Raw genomic sequence first — 25,380 nt, forward strand, 5'->3', positions numbered from 1 at the left:
GCCGTTCCCAGCAGCTTCCTTCTCGAGAGGGTCATTCCCGTTCCAGTGACGCGACGTCGCGCCCGGTTTTCTGCAGCATCAGGAGATTCCCGGCGCGTCGCGCCCGGTGAAGGTGAGGATCAGCTCGCCCACGCCGCCAGCTTATTTCACGGGCGACGCGCAGGCGCGGCACTTTCGCGCCTCGAGCGGAATCGGCTCCAGGCACTCCGGGCAGCTCTTCGTCGAGGGCGCCGCCGCCGGTTTCTCCAGGAAGGCCTTGGTGAGGAGGAAGACGACGAGCGCGACGACGAGAAAGTCGAAGATGCGGCCCACCAGGTCGCCGTACTTGATCGCGTTCTGCCCGGAAAGGACGAGCTGCGCGTTCCGCCATTCGCCGCCCGGCAGTACCAGGCCGATGACGGGCATCAACACGTCCTCGACAATCCCGGAGACGACCTTCCCGATGGCGGCACCGATGATCACGCCGACGGCCAGGGCGAACGCGTTCTGCTTGAGGAGGAACTCGCGAAATTCCTTCGTAGTCTTGGTCATCATGACGACCCCTTCGCACGACCCGGAAAGCAGAGCAACGCGGTTGTGAGGGGCAGGTTTGCGTGTTATCCCCAGCGCGATGGATCGACCGCAGATTTCCGTCGTCATTCCGCTGTTCAACGAGGAGGAGAACGTCAGGGCGCTGCTCGAGGAGCTCTTCGCCGAGCTGACGAAGCTCGGGCGCAGCTTCGAAGTAATCTGCGTCGACGACGGCTCCCGCGATCGGACGTTCCAGGAGCTGTCGCGCATCGCCGCCGAACGTCGCGAGCTGCGCGTCATCCGCTTCAGGCTGAACTTCGGACAGACCGCCGCGATGAGCGCCGGGATCGAGGCGGCCCGCGGCGACGTGATCGTGCCGATGGACGGCGATCTGCAGAACGACCCGGCGGACATCGGGAAGCTGCTCACCAAGCTCGATACCGGATTCGACGTCGTCTCCGGCTGGCGGAAGAACCGCCAGGACCGGGAGCTCGGACGCAAGCTTCCCAGCCGCATCGCGAACCGGCTGATCTCGGCGATCTCGGGGGTGCGCCTGCACGACTACGGCTGCTCGCTCAAGGCGTACCGCCGCGACGTGCTCCGGGACGTCAAGCTGTACGGAGAGATGCACCGGTTCATTCCCATCTATGCTTCCTGGCAAGGCGCGCGCGTGAGCGAGATGGTGGTGAACCACCGCGCCCGCCGCGCGGGCCGGTCGAAGTACGGGCTCTCGCGCACGTTCAAGGTGGTGCTCGACTTGATGGTGGTGAAGTTCCTCGCCAGCTTCGCCACCAAGCCGGTGTACGTCTTCGGAGGTTTCGGGCTCCTCTCCTTCGCCTGCGCCGCGGTGGCGTTCCTTTGGGCGCTTTACTACAAGGTCGCGGGGCTGAAGGACTTCGTCGAGACGCCGCTGCCCCTCGTGACGGTGATGTTTACGCTCGTCGGCGCCCTCAGCCTTCTGATGGGGCTGCTCGCCGAGCTGGTGGTGCGCACCTATTACGAGTCGCAGGACAAACGACCCTATCTCATCGCCGAGGAGCTGAACCGGCCGGAAAAGCCGCTGCCCAGGGCCGTGGGGCACTGATGTGCGGAATCTGCGGCGATGTCGATCTGGACGGAGCTCCGGACGCGGAGGGCGTGCGCCGCGCTGCGCGGGCCATCGCGCATCGCGGGCCTGACGCGGACGGGTTCTTCTTCGACGGTCCCGCGGCTCTGGGCCATCTCCGGCTCGCCATCCTGGACCTCGAGTCGGGCGATCAGCCCATGGTCCGCGACGGAGTCGCCATCGCGTTCAACGGCGAGGCGTACGACTTCGCCGCCCTGCGCGAGGAGCTGAGCGGCAAAGGCCATCCGTTCACGACCCGCAGCGACACCGAGGTGGTGCTGCGCGCGTACCTGGAATGGGGCGAGGAATTCGCCGAGCGCGTGCACGGCATGTTCGCGCTGGCCATCTGGGACTCGCGCAGACGGAAGCTCGTGCTGGCGCGGGACCGGCTGGGAAAAAAGCCCCTCTACTACTTCGTTCGCGGATCGCGCGTCATCTTCGGGTCCGAGCTGAAGGCGCTGCTGGCGCATGGGGCGGTCCCGCGCGAGCTCGATGCCGAGGCGCTCGTGCAGTACCTCGCCTGCGAGTACGTCCCGGCGCCGGCAAGCATCCTCCGCTCGGTCCGCAAGCTGCCCGCGGCTCACGTCGCCGTCCTCGACGAGCGCGGGTTTCGCCTCCGCCGCTACTGGCAGGTGCCGCCGCCGTCGCACGAGCGGATCACCGCCAAGGACGCGGCGCAAGAGCTGTTCCGCCTGCTCGACCGGGCGGTCGCGAAGCGCCTGGTGGCGGACGTGCCCGTCGGCGTCTTCCTCTCCGGCGGGATCGACTCCACCTCGATTGCCGCCCTGGCCGTCCGGCACAAGAAGCCGCTGCAGACGTTCTCCATCGGATTCGTCGAGGAGAGCTTCGACGAGTCGCCCTGGGCGCGGCTCGCCGCCGAGCGGCTCGGGACCGACCACGTCTCGGAGAAGTTCTCCGGACAGGATTGCCTCGACCTCATCCCTGCCGCCGCCGCTCAGCTCGACGAGCCTTTCGCCGATCCGAGCTTCCTTCCCACCCTGCTGCTCTCGCGCTTCACCCGCAAGCACGTGAAGGTCGCACTCGCCGGCGACGGCGGAGACGAGCTGTTCGCAGGCTACGATCCTTTCCTGGCGCATCGGCCGGCGTCGCTCGTGGCGCGGTTTCCCAACCCGGTCCGCGCGGCACTGCGCACCGTCGTGCAGCACCTTCCCGTCTCGTCGCGAAACATGAGCCTCGACTTCCGGCTCAAGCAGTTCCTCCGCGGCGTCGACGCCGAGCCGTCGCTCCGCCACGCGTCGTGGATCGCCTCGTTCCTCCCTGCGGAGATCGGCAACGTCCTCGAACCCGGGCTGCGGCCGCTCGCCTCGCCGGAGGTCGCCTTCCGCCAGGTGCTCGACGACGCGGTGCTCGGCGGCGCCGCTGCCGGCTCCGTGGACGAGGCCCTGCGCTACTATCTCACCCGCTATCTCGCGGACGACATCCTGGTGAAGGCAGATCGCGCATCGATGGCGGCGTCGCTGGAACTGCGCGCGCCGTACCTGGACACCGACGTCGTCGAGTTTGCTGCAAGGCTGCCGTGGCGTCTGAAGATGTCGCTCACGCGCACGAAGCTGATCCTCAAGCGCGCCCTGCGCGGCGTGGTTCCGGACGAGATCCTTGCGCGCCCCAAGAAGGGATTCGGCATCCCCGTCGCCGCCTGGATCCGCGGTCCGTTGCGGCCGCTGTTCGAGGAGATGCTCTCCGAGCGCGCGCTGCTCGCCGCGGGCGTCTTCGATGTCGCCGCCGTCCGCAAGCTCTTGCAGACGCACCTCGACGGTCGCGCCGACCTGCGCAAGCCGCTCTGGACGCTGCTCATGTTTCAGCTCTGGCGGAAGCAGCACGCGCAGGCCGTATCGCTGCGGAGCGCCGCTTGAGGCGCATCCTGGTGACGGGCGGCGCAGGCTTCATCGGCTCGCACCTGGTGAAGGCGCTCGCGGATCGTGGCGACGAAGTCGCCATCGTCGACAACTTCGACCCGTTCTATCCGGAGCGTCTGAAGCGGCGCTCGCTGGACGGGCGCGCGCGACTGATCGAGGGCGATATCCGCGACCAGGACGCGATGAGCCGCGCTTTCGCGGAGACGCGGCCAGAGCTGGTCGTACACCTGGCCGCGCTCGCCGGCGTGCGGCCCAGTCTGGAGCGGCCGGCGGCGTACATGGACGTCAACGTGCGCGGGACTGCGTGCCTGCTGGAGGCAGCGCGCGGGGCGGCTGTGCGGCGGTTCTTGCTCGGCTCGAGCAGCTCGGTCTACGGCGCGCACGCGCAGGCCCCATTCCGCGAGACCGCGCGGATCGATTCTCCGGAGAGCCCTTACGCCGCGAGCAAGGTCGCGTCCGAGGTGCTGGCGCGGACGTTCCACAACCTCTACGGCATCGAGGTCGCCGCGCTCCGTTTCTTCACCGTCTACGGGCCGAGGCAGCGGCCGGATCTCGCGATCCACAAATTCTCGCGCCGGATGCTCGCCGGCCAGCCGCTCCCGTTCTTCGGCGACGGTTCCACGCGGCGCGACTACACCTGGGTCGACGACATCGTCTCCGGCGTCCTCGCGGCCTGCGATGTCCCGCTCCGGCACGACGTCTTGAACCTCGGCGGAGCGCACACCACCTCGCTCGCGGAGCTCGTCGCGCTGCTCGAAGAGGCGCTCGGCGTCCGGGCCGTCCTCGACCGCCAGCCCGCGCAGCCGGGCGATGTGCCCCTGACCAGCGCGGACGTGACGCACGCCAAAGAGGTCCTCGGGTATGCGCCGCGTACGCCGATCCGCGCCGGTCTGAAGAAGTTCGCGGAGTGGATCCGCGGCGAGGGTCAGAACTGGGTCTAACGCTTCCCCTGAGGTCCCTCAACGCACGCCGAGGAGCTCCACCTCGAACACGAGGGTCGCATTGGGCGGGATGACGCCGCCGGCGCCCTGGGCGCCGTAGCCCAGGTCGGGGGGAATGGTGAGCTTGCGTTTGCCGCCCACCTTCATTCCCTGCACGCCGTCGTCCCAGCCCCGGATCACCTGGCCGCGTCCGAGGGGAAACTGAAACGGCTGCCCGCGGTCCTTCGAGGAATCGAATTTCTTTCCGTCGGTGAGCCACCCGGTGTAGTGCACCGATACCAGCTTGCCCTTGACCGCTTCGGCGCCCGTTCCCACCACCACGTCCTCGATCTCCAGCTTTCCGGCCAAAGTTTCCTCTCAGTGCTGGACCAACGGTCCGGGAGCGGAAGATTCGTCGTCCGGGAACGGCATCTCTCCCGGGAGCAGGCGGTACACTTTCACCGCCTCGTGGTCGAGGACCCGCTCGACGTGCCACGGCACGCGCCGGGAAAGGTTGGCCACTGCGTCCTGGTTGAGGAAGTAGAGCCGCCCCGCCTGGACGACCACGTAGCAGATGCGGCCGGTGTGGCAGGCCTGACCGCGGCGGACCAGCGAGAGCCGAAGATCGTTGCGGCCCGTCGCGCCGGTGTAGAGCCGGGCGGGCCAATCGATCTCGGTCGACAGCTCCGCGTCGCGCTCCGCGTGCGCAGCGACGTACTGCACGGCCTCGCGAAAACCCGCGTCGAAGTAATCGCAATGAGGAAAATACCAGTCGACCTTCGCGTCTCCGCCGCCGAGCGGCGAGATGTAGGCGCGGTAGTGCGGCGCGTGCGCCACCGCCGCTACGGCTTCGGTTCCTGGAAGGAGCAGGATCGCCGCCGCCCCCGTCGCCCAGCGCGCAGCCGGCATCCGGAGTCGATCGAGGACCTGGGCCGCGGCTGCTCCCGCGAAGATGAGGAACGCCGGCAGGACGCTGACGAAGAAGCGGCCCCATTTCGAGCCCGAGAGCGAATGAACCAGGAACCAGATCGCCACCCACGAAAGCATCAGCCTGTGCGCAGGCCGGCGTTGCACCACCGCAATGGCGAGGCCCGCCGCCGCGCAGAGGAACGTGGCCGGAGCGAGCTTCACCGCGGCGAACACCGCATAGAACCAGGGTGGCGTTCCACCGAGGCCGTACTCGAGGAGGTTGTGGTAGATGCGCCCCATGAAGAAGAGCGATCCGTGCACCGTCTGCTGCCCGGTGGTGTAGCTCTTCGCGTATTCCCATGTGCTGGGCAGGAACGGCGACCAGTTCACGCAGACGAAGAACCCGAACGCCACCAGGATCAGCTGCAGCCACCGCCGCGCGGAGAGGCGCCAGCGCGTCTGCGGCCGCACCCAGAGATAGAACGCCACCGGGATCGGCGTGAGGAAGAAGAAGTACTTCGAGGCGAGCATTCCGGCCAAGGCGGCCGCGCCGCCGTGCTCCCAGCCGCGCGGGTCGCGCCCATCATCGGCTGCGGCCTTCGCTTCCGCCATGCACCAGAGCAGCAGCATGAGGAAGATGCCGAGCAGCGTGTCTTCCTTCGCCACGCGCTGGTAGCCGACGAGCGTCACGGAGCAGGCGGCGAGGGCGGCAGACAACAGGCCCGCCGTCCGGCCGAACAGCCGCCGCGCCAGAAGCGCCACCACCAGGACGCCGACGCCTCCCGCGATGGCGTTAGGAAGGCGGGTCATCGTCTCCGGCGCCCAACCCAAGGGCGAGCCGACGGCGATGGCCGCGGCGATCAGCCACTTCATCAGCATCGGGTGCTCGACGTCGTCGCCGGAGAAGACGCCGTGCAAGTACCGATTCGCCGCCAGCCACTTGTGCACTTCGTCGTCGCCGAAGCCCTCGGCGGAGAGGCCGCGCAGGCGCAGCCAGAGCGCAAGCGCGACCAGCACGGTGAGAACGACGGCGGCCGCCCGCCCCCAGGGTGCGGTGCGGCCGCTCAAGTGCTCGGGAACGTCCTCCATCGCGCGGAGCCTTCTACCTGCGAATCGGTGTCTCTGCCAAGGACTGGCGCATTTCACTCCAACCGTTAAGCTGCGGCGTACGCGTGGTCCGCACCTCGTCCAGCCTGGCGGCGCTCTGCGTGGTGCTCCTCTCCGCAGGGACCCCGGCCGACGAGACGCGGCCACTCCAGACGACGCCGATCGACGTCCACTCCTTTCGCGTGCTCGAGAGCTACTCGGGCCCGGTGAGCTACTACAAGATCGTCGAAGACCCCGCGCAACCCTTCATCCGCGCCGTCTACCGGCCGCCTCTCGAGACGGTGACCCTCGGCGCCGAGGTGCCGGACGCGCTCCGCCAGCGGACGAAGCGCGTCCGTTGGAAATGGCGCGCGCAGGTGCTGCCCAAGGGCGGAAACGAGTGCAAGGGCGGCTTCGGCGACTCCGCCGCGGTGATCTACGTGTCCTGGAAGAGCGGTCTGAAGTGGTACTCGATCAAGTACGTCTGGAGCTCGGAAGCGGAGAAGGGCCGCATCTGCGATCAGAAGCGCAACCTCTTCGTCGTGCAGGACACCGTCATTCTCGAAACCGGCGGCCCGGTGGGCGAGTGGCGCGAGGAGGAGATCGATCCCTCGACCGAGTTTCGCGCCCACTTCGAAGGCGGCAACCCCAATGCCGACGTTCCCGACCTGGTCGGCGTCGGCCTCATGAGCGACGGCGATCAGACGAAGTCGATCTCGGCCGCCGACTACACGGGATTCGAGCTCAGATACTGAGCGCCTCACCCCGGATCCAGCTCCGGCGCGACGTGCGCCACGTCGGGCAGCTCGGGCGGACGGAAGCGGAACAGGCTCTGCTTCCCGAACAGCGTCTCTCCTTCGAGCACCAGCACCAGCGCGCCGCCGACGAAACCCGGCACCACCTGCGTGAGGTGATAGAGGAAGATGAAGGCGAGCGCCGTCTCCTTCGGGACTCCGAACGCGATCAGCGCCAACGTCCCCCCGGCCTCGAACGATCCCGCGTTGCCCGGAGAAGGGACGGCGGTCGCCACGTTGAAGGCGGTGAGCGCGGCGAAGGCCTGCATCGCGGTCAGGTCGAGGCCAACGGCATGGCCCGCCACGGCGATGACCATCGTTTCCCACAGCCAGGGGAGGGGCGCGATCACCGTCTCCACCAGCAGCAGCCGCTTCCAGCGATTGGCGGCGAAGCCGTCGCGCAGGTTGGTCAGCCAGCGCGGGCCGCGGCGCAAGAGGCCGCTGCCCATCAGCGCGAGCAGGATGCCCACGCCGACGACGACGCTTCCGATCAACAGCAGCGCCCGGAACAGCCACGCAGGCGGCGACCCGAACAGGCAGAGGATGGGAAAGGCCGCCACCCATCCCCACTTGTCGCTCCAGAAATCGACGATCTCGGTGCCCAGCAGCTTGGCGCGGGAGGTCCCGGTGCGCTTGCCGAGGTACTGCACGCGGAGCAGATCGCCGCCGCGCGCCGGCAAGAGGACGTTGAAGAAGAAGCCTACCATCAGCGCGCGGAACGCCTGCCCGTAGTTCAACTCGAGCACCGGGCGCATCACCACCCACCAGCGCAGCGCCTGCAGCGCCATCAGCACCAGGCCGCCGAGCGCGGCGAGGAAGAGGGGCTCGTCGGCGATGCCGTGGAGGGAAGCGACCAGCTCTCTCTGCGAGATGCCGAGATAGAGAACGATCGCTGCCGCCGCCACCAGGCCGGCGAAGAGTCCGGCGACCGTGCGGAGCCACAGCCGATCGGTCACAAGAGCCCCGTCAGCTCGCCGAGGCGGCGCATGGTGATCGGCGCTTGGGGCTCGGAGCGGCAGGCATCGAAGCAGGCCCCGCAGTTGGGCCCTTCGTACGCGCCGGGCAGGAACTCCGAGTAGTGCGCTACCGGCGCGAGCTCGGCGCAGGGCTGCACCATGCCCTTGGGCGAGACGTGGATCATGATCTTGCCGGCCTTGCAGCCGTCGATCTGCCGCTTCTCGTAGAACTCCGGCAGCGTCTCGAAGAAGTAGTCGGACGTCATCACGTTTCCCAGCTCGCGCTTGAGCTGGATGATCCGCCGGCATACCACCTTGAACTCCGACATCTTCTCCCTGGACACCATGTGCGACTGATTGCCGTTCTTCAGGTCGTTGTAGCCGGAGAAGCAGATGTTGATGCCCCAGCGGTGCGCGAGGCGGATGAGCGGCTCCGCGTCGTTCATGTTGTCGACCATCAGCATCGACGCGAAGGTGAAGCAGCTGTACCCGGCCGCGACCATCTTCGGGATGGTCTGCTCGAGGCGCTCGAAGAGTCCGGGGATCCCGCGCTCCCGGTCCTGACGGGCGTCGGGATAGTTCATCGAGATGTTGATCTGGTTGACTCCCGCGGCGACCAGCTCCTCGATCTTTGCCTCGGTGAGGAATCCCCCATGGGTGAGCACGGTGATGTAGCGAAACCCGGGCAGCTCCTTGATCTGGCGGACCAGGGGCACGAGGTCGCGCCGGAGCATCGGCTCGCCGCCGGTGAACACCACCACCAGGGGGTCGAAGCGGCGCACGACGTCGGTGAAATCCGTCATCTCGTCGCGATCGCTGATCTTCCAGTAGTCGCAAAAATCGCAGCGAGCGTTGCAGCGCTTGGTGACTTCGATGGAGACCGTGAGCGGGCGCTTGTTGAAGGTGACGTCGAGGAACTTGCCCGCTGCACGAAGCTTTTCCAGCGGGCTCAAGGCTATCTTCATTCCGTACCCCTGAAAGCGCGCACCGTTAGCATCTGGTCATCGTTCTGGCAACGTTTGACGCATTGCGCGGTGAGACCCATGCGGAGACTGCCCTCATCCGTGGCCGGACACAAAAAAATCGATCACGAGGCGCGCGGCGGAGCGCCATGCGGTAGGATGGCTCTCCCCTTGCATCACAGATTCGAGGCGGCGGCGCTGCTCGGGTGGCAGCCGGTTGCGGCGCCATCGATCCGCGCCCAGCTCCGCCGAAAGCTCCTGTCGCAAGCCATCTTCGCCGCGGACGGCGGCGCGGGCTTCCGCCGCTGCGCAGAACCGGTCCACCGCTTCGGGGCGATCGTCGAGGATCGACTGCAGACGCGACGCGAACGGACCGACCGCGCGGCGAGCTTTGGGGGGCGAGGGAAGCTCCGACGAGGGGAGCACCGGACTCTCCCAGCGGAAATCTTCGTCGTTCCAGCGATCGCCACGTGGGATCCGCTTGCCGCGCGCGTCGAATCGCAGCTCCTCGCGTTCGCGCGAAGGAAGGGGCATGACGGGCAGCGCCCCTTTCGCCGGAGGCGGCGCATCCTGTTTCGGCTGTATCCGTGGGCGTTGGGCGTCGGGCGCGGCAGACTTCGAGGGCCGGGCCGACACCGGCTGCATCGGCTTCGGCGGCAACGTCGCCGGCACCTCCACGACCGCGCCGATCGCCTTGCGGAACGGCGACCGGCGAATGGGCGGCGCCAGCGTCTTCCCCGGTAGCACGGCGGGCGGCTTCGGCCGTTTCGCAGGCGGAGCTGCCGCCATGGCCGCAGGGGCGGGCTTCAGCCCGGCGGGATTCGCCGCGGCGTCCGCGGCTTCGACCGACGAGGTGTGCTGCTCCGCTTCGCGCACCATCGGCGTGAACGCTTCCGGGAGATTGGGTGGCCATTGCGGCGCGAGGCCGACGCGCTTCGCCGCCGCCGGGGCGCGGCGGTGTGCCGTGCACGTCTGCTCGAGCAGGCGCTTCCACCCCGTCTTGTGGCCCTCGGGAAGCTCCGCGATTCCGAGAGCGAATCGCGCCGCAACCACACCGGCGTGAAGCTCCGGCGCGCCCGAGAGCAGCTCCGCGACCCGCGCCTGCCCGACCGCGGAACCTCCCGCGTGCGCGGCGCGGGCGAAAGAGCCGGCCGCCAGCGTGATCTGGGCCGGCTCCCCTTCCAGATGCAAGGCTGCCGGCAGGCCCGCTTCGACCAGCCTGCGCGCCGCTGCTCCCAGGCGCGGGTCGGTGACGAGATCTCCGGCGCCGATGAACAGGTGGCCGACGAACGGCGCTTCGATGCCGGCCTCCATCAGGCAGCGCGTCGCTGCGAGCCGCGACCCTTTCGGGACGCGCAGATCGCAGGCGACTTCCAACAACACCGCGCCGGCTTCTCCGTACTCGGCCAATTCCTTCTGCTCGTGCGAAGGTGCCGGGAGCGCGTTCGCCAGCGCGGCCAGCGCACCTGTCTCGCGATGCCGAAGCTCACGCAGGTAGTCGTCGAGGGTCTTCCACTCGCCTGCCCGGTCCTGCCTCAACGTCGCCAGGATCCCCATCTACCTGCGTCGCCCCATCGTGGCGAGCGTCCCTCGGGAGAAGGCCCACAGGTGCAGCACGAAGGCGATTCCCCATCCGAGCGCGACCCATTGCACCCAGAACCGATCCGGAGAAAAGCGCCGGTTCAGGACGGCGCAGGTGAGCAGGCCCGAGATCATCACCAGCGCGTGGATGGTGAGCAGCGTGCGGTGGTGCTCGCGGACGAGGAACCCCTTGCCGGGCATGCGACGATTTCTACCGCGAAAAGGAGAGCACCGTCTGCCCTCGCGCGAAGTGATCGACGGCGCCGTGGAAGACCAGAACGCCGAGCAGGGCCAGACCGCCGCGGGCACCGCGCAGATGAGGCCGCAGGCGATCGAGGAGCGCGAGGGCAGCGGCGCATTCCATCGCAAACGGCAGGTATCCCAGGTAGCCCGGCAGCGGCATCTCGAACACCTTTGGATGATCAAAGAACGGGACCGTGTAGACCCATCCACGTGCGCATCGCCAGTTCAGCGCCTCCCACAGGATTCCCAGCGGCAGCCCGAGCGCAACCACGCGGACGGGGATGCGCATTCCGGAGAGCGCCTCGCAGATGGGCCAGAGAAAGATCCAGGCGAGCGGAAAGGCGTAGCGCGGAAACGCGAGCGCCAGCACGACCATGGCGACGCCGGCGAATGCGCGCCGCAGCCGTCCGTGCCGCAGGGGCGCCGGATGGGCGTCCGCAACATGCGCGAGGCCGAGTCGCGCCGCGGGGAGGACCGTGGCGAAGGAGACCAAACCGAAGATCGCCCCGGCCCATGGGTCGGGCGAAACGCCCACGTACCACCAGTTGCGCAAACGCAGATCGACGAGCTCGAAGACGTCCCAGAAGACGACGCTGGCAGCACCTGCCGCAAGCCAGTCCGGGGGCCCGCGCAAGGGAGACGCTCCCCGTCGCCAGCGGGCAAGGCCGTCGAGGGCGACGAGGACGCCTATCCAGGCGAGCGGAAACCGCAACAGGTCGACGCGCGCGCTGTACCGCGACGCGAGAAGGGTGGCGGCGACGAAAGCGGCGCCACAGAAGAACTGGATCACCGGGGGACCCTACACGAAGCGCGAGCGCCGGGTCCCCTGAGGAGGACCCGGCGCTCCGCAATCGCAGCTCGCACCCGGAGAGCGAGCCGCGCCCCGCAGCCTACTTGGGGGTGTTGCTGCTAGGGTTGGTATTGCTCGTATCGGTGCTGCTGTTGGACTTCGCCTTCGACTTCTTCGACGAAGTGCGGCCCATCACCTCGATCTTGTCCGCGCGGTTCGAGGCGGGATCGAAGCTGGCGCGAACCTGCGTGCCCTCGCGGATCGCCGCAATGCCGGCGGCCACGGGCTGTCCGCGGCGGAGGACCTGGGTCTGCGAGTCGACGGTCAGCGTCACGCCGCCAGCCGACTGGTCGAGGGTGATGCTGTTTTGATCGACGCGGGCAACGGAGCCGGTGACGGTGCGGAGGCTGCCCTGATCGGCGGTAGATCCGGACGCCGACGTGCCCATGCTTCCGGAGCTGCCGCTCTGGCCGGGCTGCGCGCTCGGGCTGGTCTGGCCGGGCTGCGCGCTCGGGCTGGTCTGGCCGGGCTGCGCGCTCGGGCTGGTCTGGCCACTCTGGCCGTAGGTCGAGCCGCTGCTGCCGCTCTGGCCGGTCTGTCCACTCTGGCCGGTCTGCCCACTCTGGCCGTAGGTCGAGCCGCTGGTGCCACTCTGGCCACTCTGGCCGCTCTGGCCGTAGGTCGAACCAGTGCCGCTGCTACCTGTGCCGCTGGTTCCAGACGAGCCCGAGCTCGACGTACCGGTGCCGCTCTGACCGCTCTGCCCACTCTGCGAGGAGCTGGTGCTGCCGGGGCTGCCGTAGGTGGAGCTGCCGGTGCTGCCCTGGTCGCTCGTGGTCGCGGAGCCGCTCGCCGTCTGCCCGCCCATCGAGCCGCTCGCGGAGCCCTGCGCGTTCGTATCCGTGCCGGTCTGATTGTTCGACGTGCCAGCCGTCGAGGTCGTCGCAGTTCCCTGCGTATTCGCCTGCGTGCCGGCCGTGGAGCCCGTCCCCTGGACTGTTCCGGACGTGCCCTGATCGGTCGACGCTGTTTTCGTGCTCTTGCTTCCACTGCTGCAGCCAAACACGAACGCGGCCGCCAGCGCGAGTCCATACACGTACCTCATTTTGCGCCTCCTCAAGGGGTTGTTCGCGGCGCTGGGATCTCGGGGCGCCGCACGCCGGGAAGTCCCGGCTGCCCCGCAGAGGTAGGCATCCCGCAGTCGCCGTGGAAGCGACTCGGACGCCCGCTGTCTTGCAACGGACGTGCTAGAAGGCGCTGTGCTCGCACGCTGTCCGAGCTGCCGCAATACATTCAGCACGGACCGGCCGGGACGCCAGGACTGTCCGATATGCGCCAAGCCGCTGATCGTCCCGGAACCGGCGGCGGCCGTTCCTGCGCACGACGCCGCGGCGGGGGCAGAGGAGCCCGCCGGGACGCCCTGGGAGCGGCGCGGAGAGCTCGGTTTCTGGACGGGTTGGCTGCAGACGCTGCAACAGGCGCTGCTGGAGCCGGGCAAGTTGTTCGCCTCGGCGCGGCGCGACCGCGGCGCCTCGCAGCTCGGCTTCGCCGTGCTCACCACGTCGGCGTTCTGGGCCATCGGGCAGATCTTCGAGAGGCTCTTGCTGGGCGGGCAACGCGAGCAGATGCGGCGGCTCGTGGAGTCGATGTCGCGCAACCGCGATCTCGGCCCCGTGCTGCGGCGAATGATCGACGTGCAGACGCAAGCCAGCTCTCCTGGGTGGGTGGTGGCGCTGGTGGTGCTCACGCCGCTGTTCAGCCTCGTGTTCCTCTATCTCAATGCCGCGGTCACCCATGGAGTCGCGGCGTTGCTGGGCCAGGCCAGGCGCGGCTTCCCGGCAACGTTTGCCGCCTGCGCCTACGCCTGCGCCCCGCTCGCACTGCTCGCCGTGCCGGCGTGTGGCTCGATCGTCGGCGTGCTCTGGCTAATCGTGCTGACGGCGATCGGGATGAAGATCACGCATCGGATCTCCGCCGGCGGCGCCGCCGCATCGGTGCTGGCGCCGTACCTCGTGCTGTGCTGCGTGCTGTTCGTCGCGTTCGGGGCGATGGCGCTGGCTTTGCGGGGCGCCCTCGGGCAGCCATGATCGTGCGCGCCGGCCGTCCTTCCGTTCACGCGCTCGCGCTGGCTTGCGTGGCTGCAGTCGTACTCGCAGCCAGCGCGCTCCTTCCAATCGACGCGCCGCCGTTTGCCCTCCTCGCCTGTCCGTTCCGGGCGGCCACCGGACTCCCCTGCATCGGCTGCGGCGGCACGCACGCCTTCCATTTCGCCGTCCGGGGACAGTTCCTTCTGGCGCTGTCGTGGAGCCCACTGGGCGCGCTCGCCGCCATCGCCGCAGCGGCCCACGTGGCTTGGACCGGGTTGCGCCTCGTCGGCTTCCCGTTCGCCCCACGGATCGAAGCGACGCCGGCGCTTCGCTGGACGGCCGCCGCCGCGCTCGCCGCGAACTGGCTGTTCGTCGTGTTGTCGGGACGCGCATGAGCTGGCTCTGGGCAGCGGGCGCGTATCTCTGCGGCTCGATCCCCTTCGGCCTGCTCATCGCCAGAGCCGTGAGCGGCGCCGACGTGCGGACCGTCGGCTCGGGAAACATCGGCGCGACCAATGTCGCCCGCGCCGCCGGACGGCCAGCGGCAATCGCGACGCTCGCGCTCGACGCCCTCAAAGGGCTGGTCCCCGTCTTGATCGCGTCGCGGACGGAGCAGGCCCCGCCCATGCTCGCTTCGGGCTGCGCTGTGGCCGCGGTGCTCGGTCATTGCTTTCCGGTCTGGCTCGGGTTCCGTGGCGGCAAAGGGGTCGCGACGGGCCTTGGCGTATCGCTCGCGCTTGCGCCAGGTGCGGCTGTCGCCGGCGCGGCGACCTGGGTTCTCCTCTACAGGCTGTTGCACATCTCCAGCGTCGGATCGTTGGCGGGCGTGGGAGTGGCACTCGTCGTCGCTGCGCTGACGGCCGACCGCGCCGCCGTCTACGGCCTGATCGGCGTGGCCCTGCTCGTCGTACTCCGACACCAGGCGAACATCCGTCGCCTGCTGGGCAGACGGGAGAGCTAGCCTCGGGACGACCGTGCCTTGTGCGCGCCTCGCGCGCGCACAACCGTGCAGGTAGCCGCTGCCGCACCGTAGGTGCGGCTTTGCGGCTATGGCTTGAGAGGAGAAGAGCGATGGCGACTTTCGATCGCAGCTACGGCACCACCACCCTGCCCAGCGAAGCTGACGCCCGCCTCGACCGTCCCATGCGCCTCGACTGGAGCGCCCTCTTTGGCGGCACGCTGATCGGCTGGGGCGTAATGCTGATCCTGGCATTGATCGCGATGATCATCGGTCTGGCGGTCATCGACCCGTTCGTCGCCCGTCCCGCCGCTTCCAACGCGGGAGCGGGCCTGTGGGGAGCCGTCAGCGCGGTCATCGCGTCGTTCGTCGGCGCGTTCGCCGTGGTGCGCCTCGCCGGAGACCGCCGCCGGAGCGAGAGCCTGATGCACGGCGCTGTTTCCTGGGGCATGTCGATGCTGCTCGCGGGGCTGATCGCGCTGTTCGTCGCCGGAGTCGCCGCCTTTTCCCGCACGCCGGTCAACAACACCACCCTGCACAAGAACACGCGCGGCCAGACCGCCGCGCTGGTCGAGACCACCGGTAACGGTCCCGTGGTGGCCATCTTCGCGGCCGGCGGCGCTGTGCTCGCGCTGGTCGGATCGCTCCTCGGGGCGCTGGCGGCGGCGAGTCGCTCGAGCGGCGTGCCGTTTTCGGACGAGTTCCGGCTGAAGCGCCGCTCCGGCAACGGCCATTCCGCGCGGAGCGCGCTGGTCACGAACGAAACTGAAGTGGGCCGTGACGAGACGACGATACTGCCGCCGACACACTGAATCACGACATGTCACGTCTGGAAGCGCAGCCGCAAAACCTTTCCTACGTCCGGCAGCGGCTATCCGATCGCTTCGTTGAATCCCTTCTCGAACAGCTCCGCAATCGCGTCCGCGCATTCCTGCGCCTGCTCGCCTTCGGCCCGCACCGTCACGGTCGTGCCCATCGGCGCCGCGAGCATCAGCACGCCCATGATGCTCTTCGCATTGACCGGCTGACCGTCCTTCACGAGGGTCACGTCGCAGGGAAACCGGTTGGCGGTCTGCACGATCAACGCCGCGGGACGGGCGTGCACGCCCATCTTGTTGCGGACCGTGCAGTTCTTTTCAATCGTCTCTTCCGCCATCCGCTTCTCTCAGCCCAATCCTTTCAATACCCGTGAATCGCCGAAAGCCACAACGGGCTCAGGCAAGGCGTGCTCCGAAGAGAAAACCCAGGCCGAAGGCGATGTAGACGGCGCGCGTCGCGCCCAGCCGGGGCAGCGTCGCCCACGCCAGCACGATGGTCGCCGCCACCAGCAGCGCATCGAAAGTCCCGGCGGCCAGCCGCGCATCGAGGACTCCGCGCGCCGCCACCGCGCCTGCGAGCGCGGCTCCGCATGCCTTCAGGAACGGGGTACCGCTCGACATGTGCGCGCGCGCGACCGCCTCGACGACGCCCTCCGCGCGCAGGTAGCCTGTCGTGAAGAGCCACAGCCGCACCGGCAGGTGAACGGCGTTGTAGAGGACGAGGAATACGGCCACGCAGCCCATGCCGAGAATCGGTTGCGTCGCGGCGGCAGCCAGCGCGGCCACGGGTCTGAGCGCCAGCCAGAAGAAGCCGTCGCCGAGCGCCGCGAACGGTGGACCGAGCGCGCTCTTGAAGCTGGATACTTCCTGCGGCGACGCCTCTCCATTTGCGACTCTCTCTTCGAGTCGCACCGCCCCGCCGAGGATCGCGGCCGCCAGATAGGGATGGCAGTTGAAGAACTCCAGATGCCGGGCCACCGCCTCCGCCCGCCTCGCTGGATCGGGATAGAGCTCCGCGAGGGCCGGCGCGATTGCGTCGGCAAAGCCAAGGTTCTGCATGCCTCGCGGGTTCCAGGCCGCCTGCAGGAAGAGCGAGCGGACGAACACGCGGGCGAGGCTGCGCACCGACACGCGCCGGGCGGGCCCGGTCGAAATGGCTGTGCGCATCATCCTGGGCCCCGGAACGCCAGCGTGATGACGATGACGGTGAGCGCGCAGACCGCCGCGAGCGCGGGTGCGCGAGGATCGCGGATTGCCCGCACCGCGCACGCCGCCGCGACGGCCCAGCCGAGGTGCCACGACTCCGCGAGCGCAAACAGCTCGATGGCCCTGCACTTCGCCCGCGCGAGCGCGAGCACCGGCGAGACCAGGACGCCGAGCGCGCAGATGCCCGCCGCCGCGCCGAAGGGCAGCAGCAGTCCGCGCAGGTTGACACGCGCGGCGGACGGATCCCCTCGCGATGCCCGCCGCACGGCCTCGTCCATCAACCGCGAGTTCAGCTCTTCCGCCGCCCGGTCCAACCGGCGTCCGAAGAGGGCGAGCGGCAACAGCAGGGCGAGGCCGAGCGCCGCCAGCGGCGCATCGACGCCGGTGCCGGCGGCAATTCCAGCGGGAACCACCATGGCCGTCAGCGCTCCTGCGAGAAGCGACTCGTTGTCCGGGAGGCTGCCGCCGAGGTTGACGCCGCCGAGGAAGAGCAGCTCGAGCGGGACGCCGAGGACGAGCCCGCCGCGGGCGTCGCCCAGCGCCCATCCCAGGATGGGAGCAAGAACGATGGGGCGCGAGAGCATGAGCTGAAGCGCCCCCTTGCGCTCGATCGCCGAGAGGCCGCCGACGAGCGCGGCGACGGCGGCGAGAAAGAACAGGTGCGCGGCGCCGCCGGGAGGGAGCGGGAGCATCCGCCCTTCTTTACACCCCGCTCAGGCCGACGCGAATCGCGCTTTGAGCTGGGGCAGCCGCAGCGGCGGCTCGGTGGGCACCGCGCGGACCTCGACGTGCGTTCCGGCCTGCGCGAGCGTCTCCAGCGCGGAGAGCTCCTCGGCATCGAGGAACACCGACGGCGACACCTGCCTGCGGCCTGCCTTGAAGTGGACGTTTCCGAGGTTGAGCTGCGGGAGCGGAACTCCGGCCTCGTGCAGCGTCACGGCATCGCGCACGTCGCGGAGCAGGACCAGCGTGCGCGCGGCTTGTGCTCCCCGGCCTCCCGGCCGCAGCAGCTCCGCGGCCGCCTGCAGGCGGACCACCTCGAACCGGATCCCCGGAGGGATCGCCAGCGTCATCGCCGACCGTGCGAGCACGTTTCCCGCCGCTTCGTCGTCGGCCACGAGGATCCCGTGAGCGTCCAGCGCCGGCAGCCAGGCCTCGAGCACCTGGCCGTGGACGAGGCGGTTGTCGACGCGCACGAGGGCGACGCCCGCGGGCGCCTTGCTCAACCGAGGCTCCGCAGCGACTTGCTGACGTGCCCGATGGAGCGCTGGCCCGCCTCCGCGAGGTCGTGCGCGATCTGGGCGATCGGTTTGCCGCTCGCGCGCAGGCCCGAAAGCTTGAGCAGCATGGGGAGGTTGATTCCCGTCACCACCTCGACCTTGCGCTCCGTCAGGAACGACACGCAGAGGTTGGTGGGAGATCCTCCGAGCAGATCGGTGAGGAGGAGCACGCCCTCGCCTTGATCGACGCGCTGGATGGCTTCCTTCAGATCGCCGCGCATGTCGGGGGAGGTGGCCACTACGCTCACCGCCGCCACTTGCTCGAGGCGACCGACCACCGCCTCGGCGGTGCGGATCATCTCCTCGGCAAGCTTGCCATGCGTCGCGACGACCACGCCGATCATGCGGCGCAATGTAACGCAGGCGGACCCGCCACGCAGGAAAGCTACTTGGAGACCTTCAACTGGATCTTCGGCCGCTCTTCGATGGCCGATGGCGGCAGCTCCCGGGCCGGCGCGCTGTGGATGCCGGGTGCGGCCGAGCGGTAGACGGCGACGGTGAGAAGCAGGAGGGGAAGATCGGTCATGAACACCGCCGCGAGCGCGCGCGACCGGCCGGCGCCGAGCAGATGCACGGCGGCAAGGGCGCTGGAGGTGAGTTTCGCGACCACGACGGACAGCATGGCGTGCCGCCGTTCGCGGGGGCGGGCCGCGGTGACGAGGCAGGCGGTGCCTGCGCCGGTCATCATCGCCACCGCGAGCACGTTCCAGAACGCCGTTTCCGGCCCGTACACGCCGAAGTCGGCGCCGGCGGAAGCGACTCGATATGTCCATTCGGGAAGAACGGCGAACGCGAGGCCGCCTGCAAAGTAGAGGAAGGCGAAGACCCGGCAGAAGGCGGCGAGCCTGTTTTCCTGCGGTGTGAGAGAGGGCTGCGCCACGCGGCCCTTCTACCACAGCAGGCCGCAAGCTAAGCGCATCTCATGACTTGTACATCGGATCACGCCGAGGGACGGCGGTGCCGCTGCAGGATGCGGTCGAACTCTGGCGTCTTCGCGCGCGCGACGACCAGCGACAACCTCAGATTCTCGCCGCCTCCGTTCAACTCGACCGACTGCATCTGGCCATAGGCGACGCCCATGCGACCCGAGTGCGCGAATCCATCGTCGAGTGAGAGGCGATAGCCCACGCAGAGGTTGTCGCCGTCGGGCGAAGGATCGAGGTCGAGCGACATCGCCAGCGGCTCGGTATGACGACCCGCCTCGGTGGACAGATTGAGGTGGACCGGGCGGCCCTCCTCGCCGACGAGCATCGGGCTCGCAAGCAGGTCCCCGGCGCCGTTGCGCACTTCGATGGAGTAGAGCACCGCGTCGGAGCGCCCCTCGTCCGGGCGCAGCTGGCCGAAGGTCATCTCCGCGCCGAAGAGGCCGAACACAACCCCCGCGAGAGCAGAGAGGATCCGCGCCATTCGCGGCGGGTGATGCATGAGGCTCCTCCTCCAAAAAACATCGTACTGTTTCAGGGCCCGCCCGCAAGGTCAAGGAACGGGCTGGTGCGCGGTCTTGCACAGCCGCCCATGGACCGGCTTTTGTTGCGCTTTACCAGGTCCTCTCAATAGATGTTCGTGTTCCGCTTGCTACCCGTGTAATCGAGCCAGACGGTCTTGAGGTGCGTGAAGAAGTTCGATCCCTCTTCGGCCATCTCCTTCTCCCCCACGCCGGTCGCCTTGATGCCGCCGAACGGGAGCTGCGCCTCGCCGCCAACGGTCGGCTGATTCACGTGGATCATGCCGACTTCCGCCTTCTCCACGAAACGCATCGCCTGGAAATAGTCGCGCGTGTAGATCGATGCGGTGAGGCCGAACGCGACGTCGTTCGCGAGCCGCACTGCCTCCTCCAGATCACGCGCGTGCTGGATGGCGAGGACAGGACCGAACACTTCGTCGCTGGCGAGCCGCGTCCCGGGCTGCACGGCGTCGAAGACCGTGGGCGCGACGAAGAACCCGTGCTCGTGCTCGGCGGAGGAGAGCCGCTCGCCGCCGCAGAGCAACTTCGCCCCTTCGCTGCGCGCCTGCGCGATCGCGTCGAGATCGGTGCGCAGCTGGCCGGCATCCACCGCGGGACCCATGTGCACCCCCGGCTGCATGCCATTTCCCACCCGCAGCTTTCGGGCGCGCTCGACGAGCGCTTCGGTCAGCTTCGGCGCGATGGAGGGCGTAGTGACGACGCGCGCAGTCGCCGTGCATCGCTGGCCGGTGCTGCCGAAAGCGCCCTGGACGATCCCTTCCACCGCCAGATCGAGATCCGCGTCGTCCATCACGAGCACCGGATTCTTGCCGCCCATCTCCAGGGTCACCTTCACGCCTCGCGCCGCGACGCGCTGGTAGAGACGCAGCCCGACTTCGTTCGAGCCCGTGAAGCTCACGGCCTTGATCCGCGGATCGTCGGCGAGCGCATCGCCGATGGCCCCGCCGGGTCCGGTGACGACGTTCAGCACGCCGGGCGGAAGCCCCGCCTCCATCAACGCCTCCGCGATCAGGTGCGCGCAGACCGGAGTCAGGGACGCCGGCTTGAGCACCGCGGTGCAGCCTGCCACGAGCGCCGGCGCCGTCTTCCAGACGGGGATGGCGAACGGGAAGTTCCACGGCGTGATCAACGCCACGGGGCCGACGGGCTGGCGCAGCGTGAGACAGAGCGTGCTGCGCATCTCCGACGGCAGCGTCTTGCCGTGCTGGCGGAAACCTTCGCCCGCATAGAACTCGAGGATGTTCAGGCCTCGCAGCACCTCGCCCCGCGCCTCGTTGAAGACCTTGCCCTCCTCGCGACAGAGCGCCTCGGCGACGAGGTCGACCCTCTCCTTCAGGATCGCGTACGCGCGGGCGAGGACCCGCCCGCGCTCCGGCCCCGGCGTCGCGGCCCAGCCGGGGAACGCCTTCGCCGCGGCGCCGATCGCCGCCTTCGCGTCGGCGGCACCACTTTTCGGGAAGTAGCCGAGGATCTCGCGCGTGTCGGCGGGATTCACACATGGGTCATACTTGTCGGTGGATGGCGGCACCCATGCGCCACCGATGAGGTTCTTCCGCCGCTCGTCGCCAGCCGGGATGCGCATGGAGCATCCTCTACGCCCGGACGGGAGCGGACTCAACGGGCGCCGGCAGCGGACGTCCAGCCGAGCCCTGGCGAGCAAGATTTTCCTTCGACGGCACGGCAAAAACGCGCGAAAGTGCGCGTTGCGGAGCTGGAACCTGGGTGCTAGCGTCCGCGCGCTTTTCCCCCTGACGCAAGGCATTCATGTTCAACGGGATCTACAAGCTCTTCTCCCGCGACCTGGCCATCGATCTCGGCACCGCGAACACGCTGATCTACATCCGCGGGATGGGCATCGTGTCGAACGAGCCCTCGGTCGTCGCGGTGCAGCAGGAAGCGCGGGGCGGCAAGAAGGTCCTTGCGGTGGGCAAGGAAGCGAAGGAGATGCTCGGCCGCACGCCCGGCAACATCGTCGCCATCCGCCCGATGAAGGACGGGGTGATCGCCGACTTCGAGATCACCGCAGCGATGCTCCGCTACTTCATCCGCGCCGCGCACAATCGCTCGACGCTGGTGAAGCCGCGCATCATCATCGGCATCCCGTCGGGCATCACCGAGGTCGAACGGCGCGCGGTCCGCGAGGCGGCGGAGAGCGCCGGCGCCCGCGAGGTCTACCTGATCGAACAGCCGATGGCCGCGGCGATCGGCGCCGGGCTGCCCATCACCGAGCCGTCAGGCAACATGATCGTCGACATCGGAGGCGGAACCAGCGACGTGGCGGTGATCTCGCTCGCCGGCATCGTCTACGCGAAGAGCGTGCGCGTGGGCGGCGACAAGATGGACGAGGCGATCATCCAGCACATCAAGCGCAAGTACAACCTGCTGATCGGCGAGAGGACCGCGGAGCTGATCAAGATGGGCATCGGCAACGCCTATCCGAGCGACGAAGTCCTCACCATGGACATCAAGGGTCGCGACCTGGTGGCCGGCGTGCCGCGCACCCTCACCGTCAGCTCCGATGAGATCCGTGACGCCCTCGCCGAGCCGGTCAACGCCATCGTCGAGGCGGTGAAGGTGACGCTCGAGCGCACTCCGCCCGAGCTCGCCGGCGACATCGCCGACCGCGGGATCGTCCTCGCCGGTGGCGGCGCTTTGCTCAAGAACCTCGACGCGCTGTTGCGCGAGGAGACCGGCCTGCCCGTCTTTCTCGCCGAGGATCCTCTCTCCTCCGTCGTGATCGGCGCGGGCAAGGCGCTGGAGGAGCTCGACATCCTCCGCCAGGTCTGCTCGCCAGCCTGAAAGGCGGCGTTAAGATGGGGAGCGGTGCTGACCGATTTCGCCAAGGAGCGGCTCTGGGGCGCCTACGTCGGTGAGATCGGCCGCTGCCGCAAGCGCGTCGACGAGCTCCGCGACAAGTATCCGAGCGCCTCCGTGCAGGAGCTGGCGCAGCGGCTGACGGACAGCAAGAAGGCCTGGGCATCCACCGGTGGCGCCGTCTCCGGCCTCTTCGGCATCGCCCTGGTCCCCGCCGATCTGGTCTTCGTCACCGTGCTCCAGCTCACGCTGATCATGGAGATCGCGCTGGTGCACAAGGTGAACCTCAAGAGCGACCGGGCGCGCGACGAGGTGTTCGAGGTCCTTGGTTACTCGAACGGCGCGGACACGGTGAACCTCGCGGGACGCGCGGGGCCGAAGGTGATCGCGAGGGTGGCGGAGAAGGTGCTCACCAAGCGCGGGCTGGCGCAGTTCGGACGGATCGTCCCGATCCTCGCCTCGCCCGTCGTCGCCTACCTGAACAACCGCGACCTGCAGCGCGCCGGAGCAGCGGCGGTGCGATTCTATGGCACCATTCGCCAGCTCCCCCGGCGCCGCCCCGCAGCGGCGGGGTAGCCGCGGCTACTTCGACCTGACGTTGGCGTCGAGGAACTTGAGCGTCTTGTTCCAGGCATCCTTCGCCGCCTCGCCGTTGAAGCGGCCGCCGGACGGATTCGCGAACGCGTGGTCGGCGTCGTACGCGTGGAATTCGTGCTTGATCCCGGCCTCGGTCAGCGCCTTGTCGAAGGCGGCCACCTTGTCGGGCGTGATCGAGCGGTCCTTGTTCGCCCAGATCCCCAGCACCGGTCCGCGCAGCGTCTTCAGCTTTACGACGTCCGAGATCGGCATGCCGTAATAGATGACGGTGGCGTTCACGTCCTTCGGGTCGTTGAGCGAGGCCTTGAGCGACTCGCCCCCGCCCATGCACCATCCGATGGTGGCGACCTTCGCGCCCTGAACGTTCTGCTTCAGCCACTCCAGGCCGGCTTCCTCGACCTGGTCGCCCCATTTCTCGTCCTTCGCCTGCATCAGCGCCGCCGCCTGCTTCGGGTCGGTGGCGACCTGCCCCTTGTAGAGATCGATCGCGAGCGCCAGGTAGCCCTGGCCGGCGAGTTGGTCGGACTGGTGCTTGACCCAGTCGTTCAGACCCCACCATTCGTGGATCACCAGCAGCGCTCCCTGCGGCTTCCCTTGCGGCCGCGCCACGTAGGCGTCGGACGTCTCGTTGCCGACCCGCAGCTTCGTCATCGATCCCTTCGGCGTCGGCGCCTGGCCGTCGAGCGGGTGTGGCAGCTGCGACATGGGAACGGATCCGTCCTTGCCGTCGGCGGTTCCGGCGTCTCCGTGGACGTGCGCCTGCGCGATCAGGGCTGCTGCGACGAGAATCATCATGGTTTCACCTCGGGGAGTAGACCGTCGGGTCCGGCACGCCGGCCTCGCGGAAGCCTTGCGCCCGCAGCCGGCAGGAGTCGCACCGGCCGCAGGCGCGGCCCTGCGGGTCGGGGTCGTAGCACGAATGCGTCATTGCGTAAGGGACTCCCAGCCGCGTGCCGAGCTCGATGATCTGCGCTTTGCTGAGCTGGAGCAGCGGCGCGTGCACGCGGTAGCGGGCCCGGCCTTCTACCGCTGCGGCGGTCGCCACGTTGGCCAGCTTCTCGAACGCCTCGACGAATGCAGGCCTGCAGTCGGGATAGCCGGAATAGTCGATGGCGTTCACGCCGATGTACAGGTCCTGCGCGTCCAGCGTCTCCGCATAGCCGAGGGCCAGCCCGAGCAGCACGGTGTTGCGCGCGGGAACGTACGTGACGGGAATGCCACCGCCGACGCCGTCCTTTGGAACCTCGAGATCGCCGGTCAGCGCGGAACCGCCGACGGCGCGCAGGTCCAGCGACACGATCTTGAGCGGCGCACCGAGCATACGCGCAACGCGCTCAGCCGCGTCGAGCTCGCGAGCGTGGCGTTGCCCGTAGCGCACCGCCAGCGCGTGGGGCGCGAAGCCGTCCTCTCTCGCGACCGCCAGACAGGTGGTGGAATCGAGCCCGCCGGAGAAGAGCACCACCGCCGGCCGCATCAGAACGGCGCTCCGGCGACGGAATAGGTGACCGAACAGGGCAGCGCACAGAGGCAGTCCGTCCCCGGGCCGGCGTCGTTCAGCCGATCCTTCAGCGTGGCGCTCACGCCGGTGACGAGCGGAAGGCCACCGTCGGGCCGCAGGGCGAACGGGGCGCCGGTGAGCAGGTACCCGTCGAACGTTTCCGCGATGTTGACGTCGCAGACGCACGCGGTTCCCTGGCCGAGGACGGGATCGCTGACGAAGTGGAACCCGCCGTCCGGGAGCAGGTCGCTCGTTCTCGCGCCGCCCTTCCCGGGGACGAGAAGCTGGAGCTGTGGACCGCCGTCCGCCGCGGTGGCGAGGCAAAGCGTCGAGCCCTTCACGCCCGCGTCGTTGAGCGCCAGCGGAACCGGACCGGCATCGGTTTGCGCGATGCATTCGCCCGCGTCGTGATCCGCGGTGAACGTCAGCGCGTACTCGCCGACCAGGTTGGTGTTGGGCGGACACTGCAGCCCGGACTGCTCGGGGCAGCCGGCGAGCAAGAGGAGGAGCGGGAGGGCGATCCGCATCAATTGGGGGCTTCCGCGTTGGAGGCGGTGCGCGCCAGCGCGGCGGCGGCGGCCTGCGCGGCGAGCTCGAGACGTGGCTCCACCTCGACGGCCTCGAGCACGGCCTGGCGTTCCCGCGGGTTGGCGATCAACGCTCCGGCCACGAGGTCGGCGAGGTCGCCGGGATCTGCCGCGCGTGCCGCAAGCTGGGCGAGCGCCTGGGTCTCCTCGTTCCGCAGCGCGGCCGAGAGGGCGAGCACGAGCTGCTTCAGATCGGCCGCCATCTGCCCCGCGCTGGGACTCGACCGCGAGGAAAACAGCGGAGTGGCGCGGACCCGGCGGTAGGGCTCCTCGCTCGGCAGCTCCTGCTCGATCGATGCCCGTTGCACGCCCCGCAGCACGACGTTGAACCGCCCGC

The 25,380-nt window shown here is 68.8% G+C and carries 31 protein-coding genes; 10 read left to right on the top strand and 21 right to left on the bottom strand.

The window, feature by feature from the left end:
* Positions 1 to 141 precede the first annotated feature (141 nt).
* The gene (gene mscL / locus E6J58_23550) at positions 142 to 639 is read right to left on the bottom strand and encodes a large conductance mechanosensitive channel protein MscL (GenBank protein TMB32142.1); all 498 of its coding nucleotides are present in this window, start codon (positions 637 to 639) and stop codon (positions 142 to 144) included.
* On the opposite strand from mscL, the gene E6J58_23555 reads away from it, so the two are divergent.
* Genes E6J58_23555 through E6J58_23565 form a run of 3 tightly spaced genes read left to right on the top strand, consistent with a single transcriptional unit; the run spans position 611 to position 4,433 of the window.
* Positions 611 to 1,594 (top strand): glycosyltransferase family 2 protein, encoded by a 984-nt coding sequence (locus E6J58_23555; GenBank protein ID TMB32143.1) that lies wholly within the window; start codon positions 611 to 613, stop codon positions 1,592 to 1,594. The two genes, mscL and E6J58_23555, sit on opposite strands and share 29 nt — an antisense overlap.
* Positions 1,594 to 3,489, top strand: a complete 1,896-nt coding sequence (gene asnB, locus E6J58_23560) for an asparagine synthase (glutamine-hydrolyzing) (protein TMB32144.1) — start codon at positions 1,594 to 1,596, stop codon at positions 3,487 to 3,489. The genes E6J58_23555 and asnB overlap by 1 nt, the downstream gene beginning before the upstream one ends.
* Positions 3,486 to 4,433, top strand: a complete 948-nt coding sequence (locus E6J58_23565) for an SDR family NAD(P)-dependent oxidoreductase (protein TMB32145.1) — start codon at positions 3,486 to 3,488, stop codon at positions 4,431 to 4,433. Before asnB ends, E6J58_23565 begins: the two co-directional genes overlap by 4 nt.
* Positions 4,434 to 4,451: 18 nt before the next feature.
* On the opposite strand, the gene E6J58_23570 is transcribed toward E6J58_23565, so the two are convergent.
* Together E6J58_23570 and E6J58_23575 are read right to left on the bottom strand one after the other, a co-directional pair.
* Complete coding sequence (locus tag E6J58_23570; protein ID TMB32146.1) at positions 4,452 to 4,781, bottom strand: FKBP-type peptidyl-prolyl cis-trans isomerase; 330 nt, start codon at positions 4,779 to 4,781, stop codon at positions 4,452 to 4,454.
* Positions 4,782 to 4,790: 9 nt separating this feature from the next.
* A complete protein-coding gene (locus E6J58_23575) occupies positions 4,791 to 6,410 on the bottom strand; it encodes a hypothetical protein (protein TMB32147.1) in 1,620 nt (539 codons plus the stop codon).
* Here E6J58_23575 and E6J58_23580 point away from each other — a divergent pair.
* Positions 6,371 to 7,162 (top strand): DUF3047 domain-containing protein, encoded by a 792-nt coding sequence (locus E6J58_23580; protein ID TMB32148.1) that lies wholly within the window; start codon positions 6,371 to 6,373, stop codon positions 7,160 to 7,162. The genes E6J58_23575 and E6J58_23580 overlap by 40 nt on opposite strands.
* Before the next feature lie 5 nt (positions 7,163 to 7,167).
* Here the strand turns inward: E6J58_23580 and E6J58_23585 are convergent, their stop codons facing one another.
* The 6 genes from E6J58_23585 to E6J58_23610 form a co-directional block, all read right to left on the bottom strand.
* The gene (locus E6J58_23585; GenBank protein TMB32149.1) at positions 7,168 to 8,466 is read right to left on the bottom strand and encodes a flippase-like domain-containing protein; all 1,299 of its coding nucleotides are present in this window, start codon (positions 8,464 to 8,466) and stop codon (positions 7,168 to 7,170) included.
* Entirely contained in the window at positions 8,154 to 9,122 is a 969-nt protein-coding gene (locus tag E6J58_23590; GenBank protein TMB32150.1) for a radical SAM protein, read from the bottom strand. The genes E6J58_23585 and E6J58_23590 overlap by 313 nt, the downstream gene beginning before the upstream one ends.
* A 93-nt stretch (positions 9,123 to 9,215) precedes the next feature.
* A complete protein-coding gene (locus tag E6J58_23595) occupies positions 9,216 to 10,676 on the bottom strand; it encodes a hypothetical protein (GenBank protein ID TMB32151.1) in 1,461 nt (486 codons plus the stop codon).
* Entirely contained in the window at positions 10,677 to 10,901 is a 225-nt protein-coding gene (locus E6J58_23600; protein TMB32152.1) for a 2TM domain-containing protein, read from the bottom strand.
* Positions 10,902 to 10,911: 10 nt separating this feature from the next.
* A complete protein-coding gene (locus tag E6J58_23605; protein ID TMB32153.1) occupies positions 10,912 to 11,733 on the bottom strand; it encodes a hypothetical protein in 822 nt (273 codons plus the stop codon).
* A 100-nt stretch (positions 11,734 to 11,833) separates the two neighbouring features.
* The gene (locus E6J58_23610) at positions 11,834 to 12,838 is read right to left on the bottom strand and encodes a hypothetical protein (GenBank protein TMB32154.1); all 1,005 of its coding nucleotides are present in this window, start codon (positions 12,836 to 12,838) and stop codon (positions 11,834 to 11,836) included.
* Positions 12,839 to 12,977: 139 nt separating this feature from the next.
* Here E6J58_23610 and E6J58_23615 point away from each other — a divergent pair, with 139 nt between their 5' ends.
* The 4 genes from E6J58_23615 (at position 12,978) to E6J58_23630 (ending at position 15,590) form a co-directional block, all read left to right on the top strand.
* Entirely contained in the window at positions 12,978 to 13,820 is an 843-nt protein-coding gene (locus tag E6J58_23615) for a YIP1 family protein (protein TMB32155.1), read from the top strand.
* On the top strand, positions 13,817 to 14,215 hold the full coding sequence (locus tag E6J58_23620) for a DUF2752 domain-containing protein (protein ID TMB32156.1): 399 nt from the start codon (positions 13,817 to 13,819) through the stop codon (positions 14,213 to 14,215). Before E6J58_23615 ends, E6J58_23620 begins: the two co-directional genes overlap by 4 nt.
* Positions 14,212 to 14,781: a glycerol-3-phosphate 1-O-acyltransferase PlsY gene (gene plsY, locus E6J58_23625; protein TMB32157.1), complete on the top strand. Its 570-nt coding sequence runs from the start codon at positions 14,212 to 14,214 to the stop codon at positions 14,779 to 14,781. Before E6J58_23620 ends, plsY begins: the two co-directional genes overlap by 4 nt.
* A gap of 110 nt (positions 14,782 to 14,891) precedes the next feature.
* A complete protein-coding gene (locus E6J58_23630; GenBank protein TMB32158.1) occupies positions 14,892 to 15,590 on the top strand; it encodes a hypothetical protein in 699 nt (232 codons plus the stop codon).
* A 59-nt stretch (positions 15,591 to 15,649) separates the two neighbouring features.
* Here the strand turns inward: E6J58_23630 and E6J58_23635 are convergent, their stop codons facing one another.
* From E6J58_23635 to E6J58_23670, 8 genes are all read right to left on the bottom strand, one after another.
* Positions 15,650 to 15,934 (bottom strand): HPr family phosphocarrier protein, encoded by a 285-nt coding sequence (locus tag E6J58_23635; GenBank protein ID TMB32159.1) that lies wholly within the window; start codon positions 15,932 to 15,934, stop codon positions 15,650 to 15,652.
* Between the two features lie 58 nt (positions 15,935 to 15,992).
* Positions 15,993 to 16,763 carry a PTS system mannose/fructose/sorbose family transporter subunit IID gene (locus E6J58_23640; protein TMB32174.1) on the bottom strand — a complete coding sequence of 257 codons (771 nt, stop codon included), beginning with the start codon at positions 16,761 to 16,763 and terminating at the stop codon, positions 15,993 to 15,995.
* Positions 16,763 to 17,494 carry a PTS sugar transporter subunit IIC gene (locus E6J58_23645; GenBank protein TMB32160.1) on the bottom strand — a complete coding sequence of 244 codons (732 nt, stop codon included), beginning with the start codon at positions 17,492 to 17,494 and terminating at the stop codon, positions 16,763 to 16,765. The genes E6J58_23640 and E6J58_23645 overlap by 1 nt, the downstream gene beginning before the upstream one ends.
* 21 nt (positions 17,495 to 17,515) lie before the next feature.
* On the bottom strand, positions 17,516 to 18,028 hold the full coding sequence (locus E6J58_23650) for a PTS sugar transporter subunit IIB (GenBank protein ID TMB32161.1): 513 nt from the start codon (positions 18,026 to 18,028) through the stop codon (positions 17,516 to 17,518).
* Positions 18,025 to 18,426 carry a PTS sugar transporter subunit IIA gene (locus E6J58_23655; protein ID TMB32162.1) on the bottom strand — a complete coding sequence of 134 codons (402 nt, stop codon included), beginning with the start codon at positions 18,424 to 18,426 and terminating at the stop codon, positions 18,025 to 18,027. Before E6J58_23655 ends, E6J58_23650 begins: the two co-directional genes overlap by 4 nt.
* A 41-nt stretch (positions 18,427 to 18,467) precedes the next feature.
* Positions 18,468 to 18,962, bottom strand: a complete 495-nt coding sequence (locus E6J58_23660; protein TMB32163.1) for a hypothetical protein — start codon at positions 18,960 to 18,962, stop codon at positions 18,468 to 18,470.
* A 59-nt stretch (positions 18,963 to 19,021) separates the two neighbouring features.
* A complete protein-coding gene (locus E6J58_23665) occupies positions 19,022 to 19,507 on the bottom strand; it encodes a hypothetical protein (GenBank protein ID TMB32164.1) in 486 nt (161 codons plus the stop codon).
* Between the two features lie 125 nt (positions 19,508 to 19,632).
* Positions 19,633 to 21,309, bottom strand: coding sequence for an aldehyde dehydrogenase family protein (locus tag E6J58_23670; GenBank protein TMB32165.1), 1,677 nt, complete (start codon positions 21,307 to 21,309; stop codon positions 19,633 to 19,635).
* 2 nt (positions 21,310 to 21,311) lie between these two features.
* Between E6J58_23670 and E6J58_23675 the strand changes: the two genes are divergently transcribed.
* Positions 21,312 to 22,346 (top strand): rod shape-determining protein, encoded by a 1,035-nt coding sequence (locus E6J58_23675; GenBank protein TMB32166.1) that lies wholly within the window; start codon positions 21,312 to 21,314, stop codon positions 22,344 to 22,346.
* A 24-nt stretch (positions 22,347 to 22,370) separates the two neighbouring features.
* The gene (locus E6J58_23680) at positions 22,371 to 22,937 is read left to right on the top strand and encodes a hypothetical protein (GenBank protein ID TMB32167.1); all 567 of its coding nucleotides are present in this window, start codon (positions 22,371 to 22,373) and stop codon (positions 22,935 to 22,937) included.
* Positions 22,938 to 22,943: 6 nt separating this feature from the next.
* Here E6J58_23680 and E6J58_23685 read toward each other — a convergent pair whose 3' ends face one another.
* The 4 genes from E6J58_23685 to E6J58_23700 all read right to left on the bottom strand — a co-directional run.
* Positions 22,944 to 23,753, bottom strand: a complete 810-nt coding sequence (locus tag E6J58_23685) for a dienelactone hydrolase family protein (GenBank protein TMB32168.1) — start codon at positions 23,751 to 23,753, stop codon at positions 22,944 to 22,946.
* A gap of 4 nt (positions 23,754 to 23,757) precedes the next feature.
* Positions 23,758 to 24,432: a 7-cyano-7-deazaguanine synthase QueC gene (queC, locus tag E6J58_23690; GenBank protein ID TMB32169.1), complete on the bottom strand. Its 675-nt coding sequence runs from the start codon at positions 24,430 to 24,432 to the stop codon at positions 23,758 to 23,760.
* A complete protein-coding gene (locus E6J58_23695; protein TMB32170.1) occupies positions 24,432 to 24,983 on the bottom strand; it encodes a hypothetical protein in 552 nt (183 codons plus the stop codon). The genes queC and E6J58_23695 overlap by 1 nt, the downstream gene beginning before the upstream one ends.
* Positions 24,983 to 25,380: hypothetical protein (locus tag E6J58_23700; protein TMB32171.1), on the bottom strand; the 398-nt coding region annotated here is incomplete at its 5' end. The genes E6J58_23695 and E6J58_23700, both read right to left, overlap by 1 nt.

This window comes from Deltaproteobacteria bacterium (assembly GCA_005879535.1).
In the GTDB taxonomy this organism is placed as follows: Bacteria; Myxococcota; Myxococcia; order Myxococcales; family 40CM-4-68-19; genus 40CM-4-68-19.

What these genes read in the sequence shown, in the direction of transcription:
- E6J58_23555 (TMB32143.1), top strand. Translation starts at nt 611, where the DNA reads ATGGATCGACCGCAGATTTCCGTCGTCATTCCGCTGTTCAACGAGGAG.
- mscL (TMB32142.1), bottom strand. Translation starts at nt 639, where the DNA reads ATGACGACGGAAATCTGCGGTCGATCCATCGCGCTGGGGATAACACGC.
- asnB (TMB32144.1), top strand. Translation starts at nt 1,594, where the DNA reads ATGTGCGGAATCTGCGGCGATGTCGATCTGGACGGAGCTCCGGACGCG.
- E6J58_23575 (TMB32147.1), bottom strand. Translation starts at nt 6,410, where the DNA reads ATGGAGGACGTTCCCGAGCACTTGAGCGGCCGCACCGCACCCTGGGGG.
- E6J58_23585 (TMB32149.1), bottom strand. Translation starts at nt 8,466, where the DNA reads ATGCCGGCGGATCATCCAGCTCAAGCGCGAGCTGGGAAACGTGATGAC.
- E6J58_23590 (TMB32150.1), bottom strand. Translation starts at nt 9,122, where the DNA reads ATGAAGATAGCCTTGAGCCCGCTGGAAAAGCTTCGTGCAGCGGGCAAG.
- E6J58_23595 (TMB32151.1), bottom strand. Translation starts at nt 10,676, where the DNA reads ATGGGGATCCTGGCGACGTTGAGGCAGGACCGGGCAGGCGAGTGGAAG.
- E6J58_23600 (TMB32152.1), bottom strand. Translation starts at nt 10,901, where the DNA reads ATGCCCGGCAAGGGGTTCCTCGTCCGCGAGCACCACCGCACGCTGCTC.
- E6J58_23610 (TMB32154.1), bottom strand. Translation starts at nt 12,838, where the DNA reads ATGAGGTACGTGTATGGACTCGCGCTGGCGGCCGCGTTCGTGTTTGGC.
- E6J58_23620 (TMB32156.1), top strand. Translation starts at nt 13,817, where the DNA reads ATGATCGTGCGCGCCGGCCGTCCTTCCGTTCACGCGCTCGCGCTGGCT.
- plsY (TMB32157.1), top strand. Translation starts at nt 14,212, where the DNA reads ATGAGCTGGCTCTGGGCAGCGGGCGCGTATCTCTGCGGCTCGATCCCC.
- E6J58_23630 (TMB32158.1), top strand. Translation starts at nt 14,892, where the DNA reads ATGGCGACTTTCGATCGCAGCTACGGCACCACCACCCTGCCCAGCGAA.
- E6J58_23635 (TMB32159.1), bottom strand. Translation starts at nt 15,934, where the DNA reads ATGGCGGAAGAGACGATTGAAAAGAACTGCACGGTCCGCAACAAGATG.
- E6J58_23640 (TMB32174.1), bottom strand. Translation starts at nt 16,763, where the DNA reads ATGCGCACAGCCATTTCGACCGGGCCCGCCCGGCGCGTGTCGGTGCGC.
- E6J58_23645 (TMB32160.1), bottom strand. Translation starts at nt 17,494, where the DNA reads ATGCTCCCGCTCCCTCCCGGCGGCGCCGCGCACCTGTTCTTTCTCGCC.
- E6J58_23655 (TMB32162.1), bottom strand. Translation starts at nt 18,426, where the DNA reads ATGATCGGCGTGGTCGTCGCGACGCATGGCAAGCTTGCCGAGGAGATG.
- E6J58_23665 (TMB32164.1), bottom strand. Translation starts at nt 19,507, where the DNA reads ATGCATCACCCGCCGCGAATGGCGCGGATCCTCTCTGCTCTCGCGGGG.
- E6J58_23670 (TMB32165.1), bottom strand. Translation starts at nt 21,309, where the DNA reads ATGCCTTGCGTCAGGGGGAAAAGCGCGCGGACGCTAGCACCCAGGTTC.
- E6J58_23675 (TMB32166.1), top strand. Translation starts at nt 21,312, where the DNA reads ATGTTCAACGGGATCTACAAGCTCTTCTCCCGCGACCTGGCCATCGAT.
- E6J58_23685 (TMB32168.1), bottom strand. Translation starts at nt 23,753, where the DNA reads ATGATGATTCTCGTCGCAGCAGCCCTGATCGCGCAGGCGCACGTCCAC.
- queC (TMB32169.1), bottom strand. Translation starts at nt 24,432, where the DNA reads ATGCGGCCGGCGGTGGTGCTCTTCTCCGGCGGGCTCGATTCCACCACC.
- E6J58_23695 (TMB32170.1), bottom strand. Translation starts at nt 24,983, where the DNA reads ATGCGGATCGCCCTCCCGCTCCTCCTCTTGCTCGCCGGCTGCCCCGAG.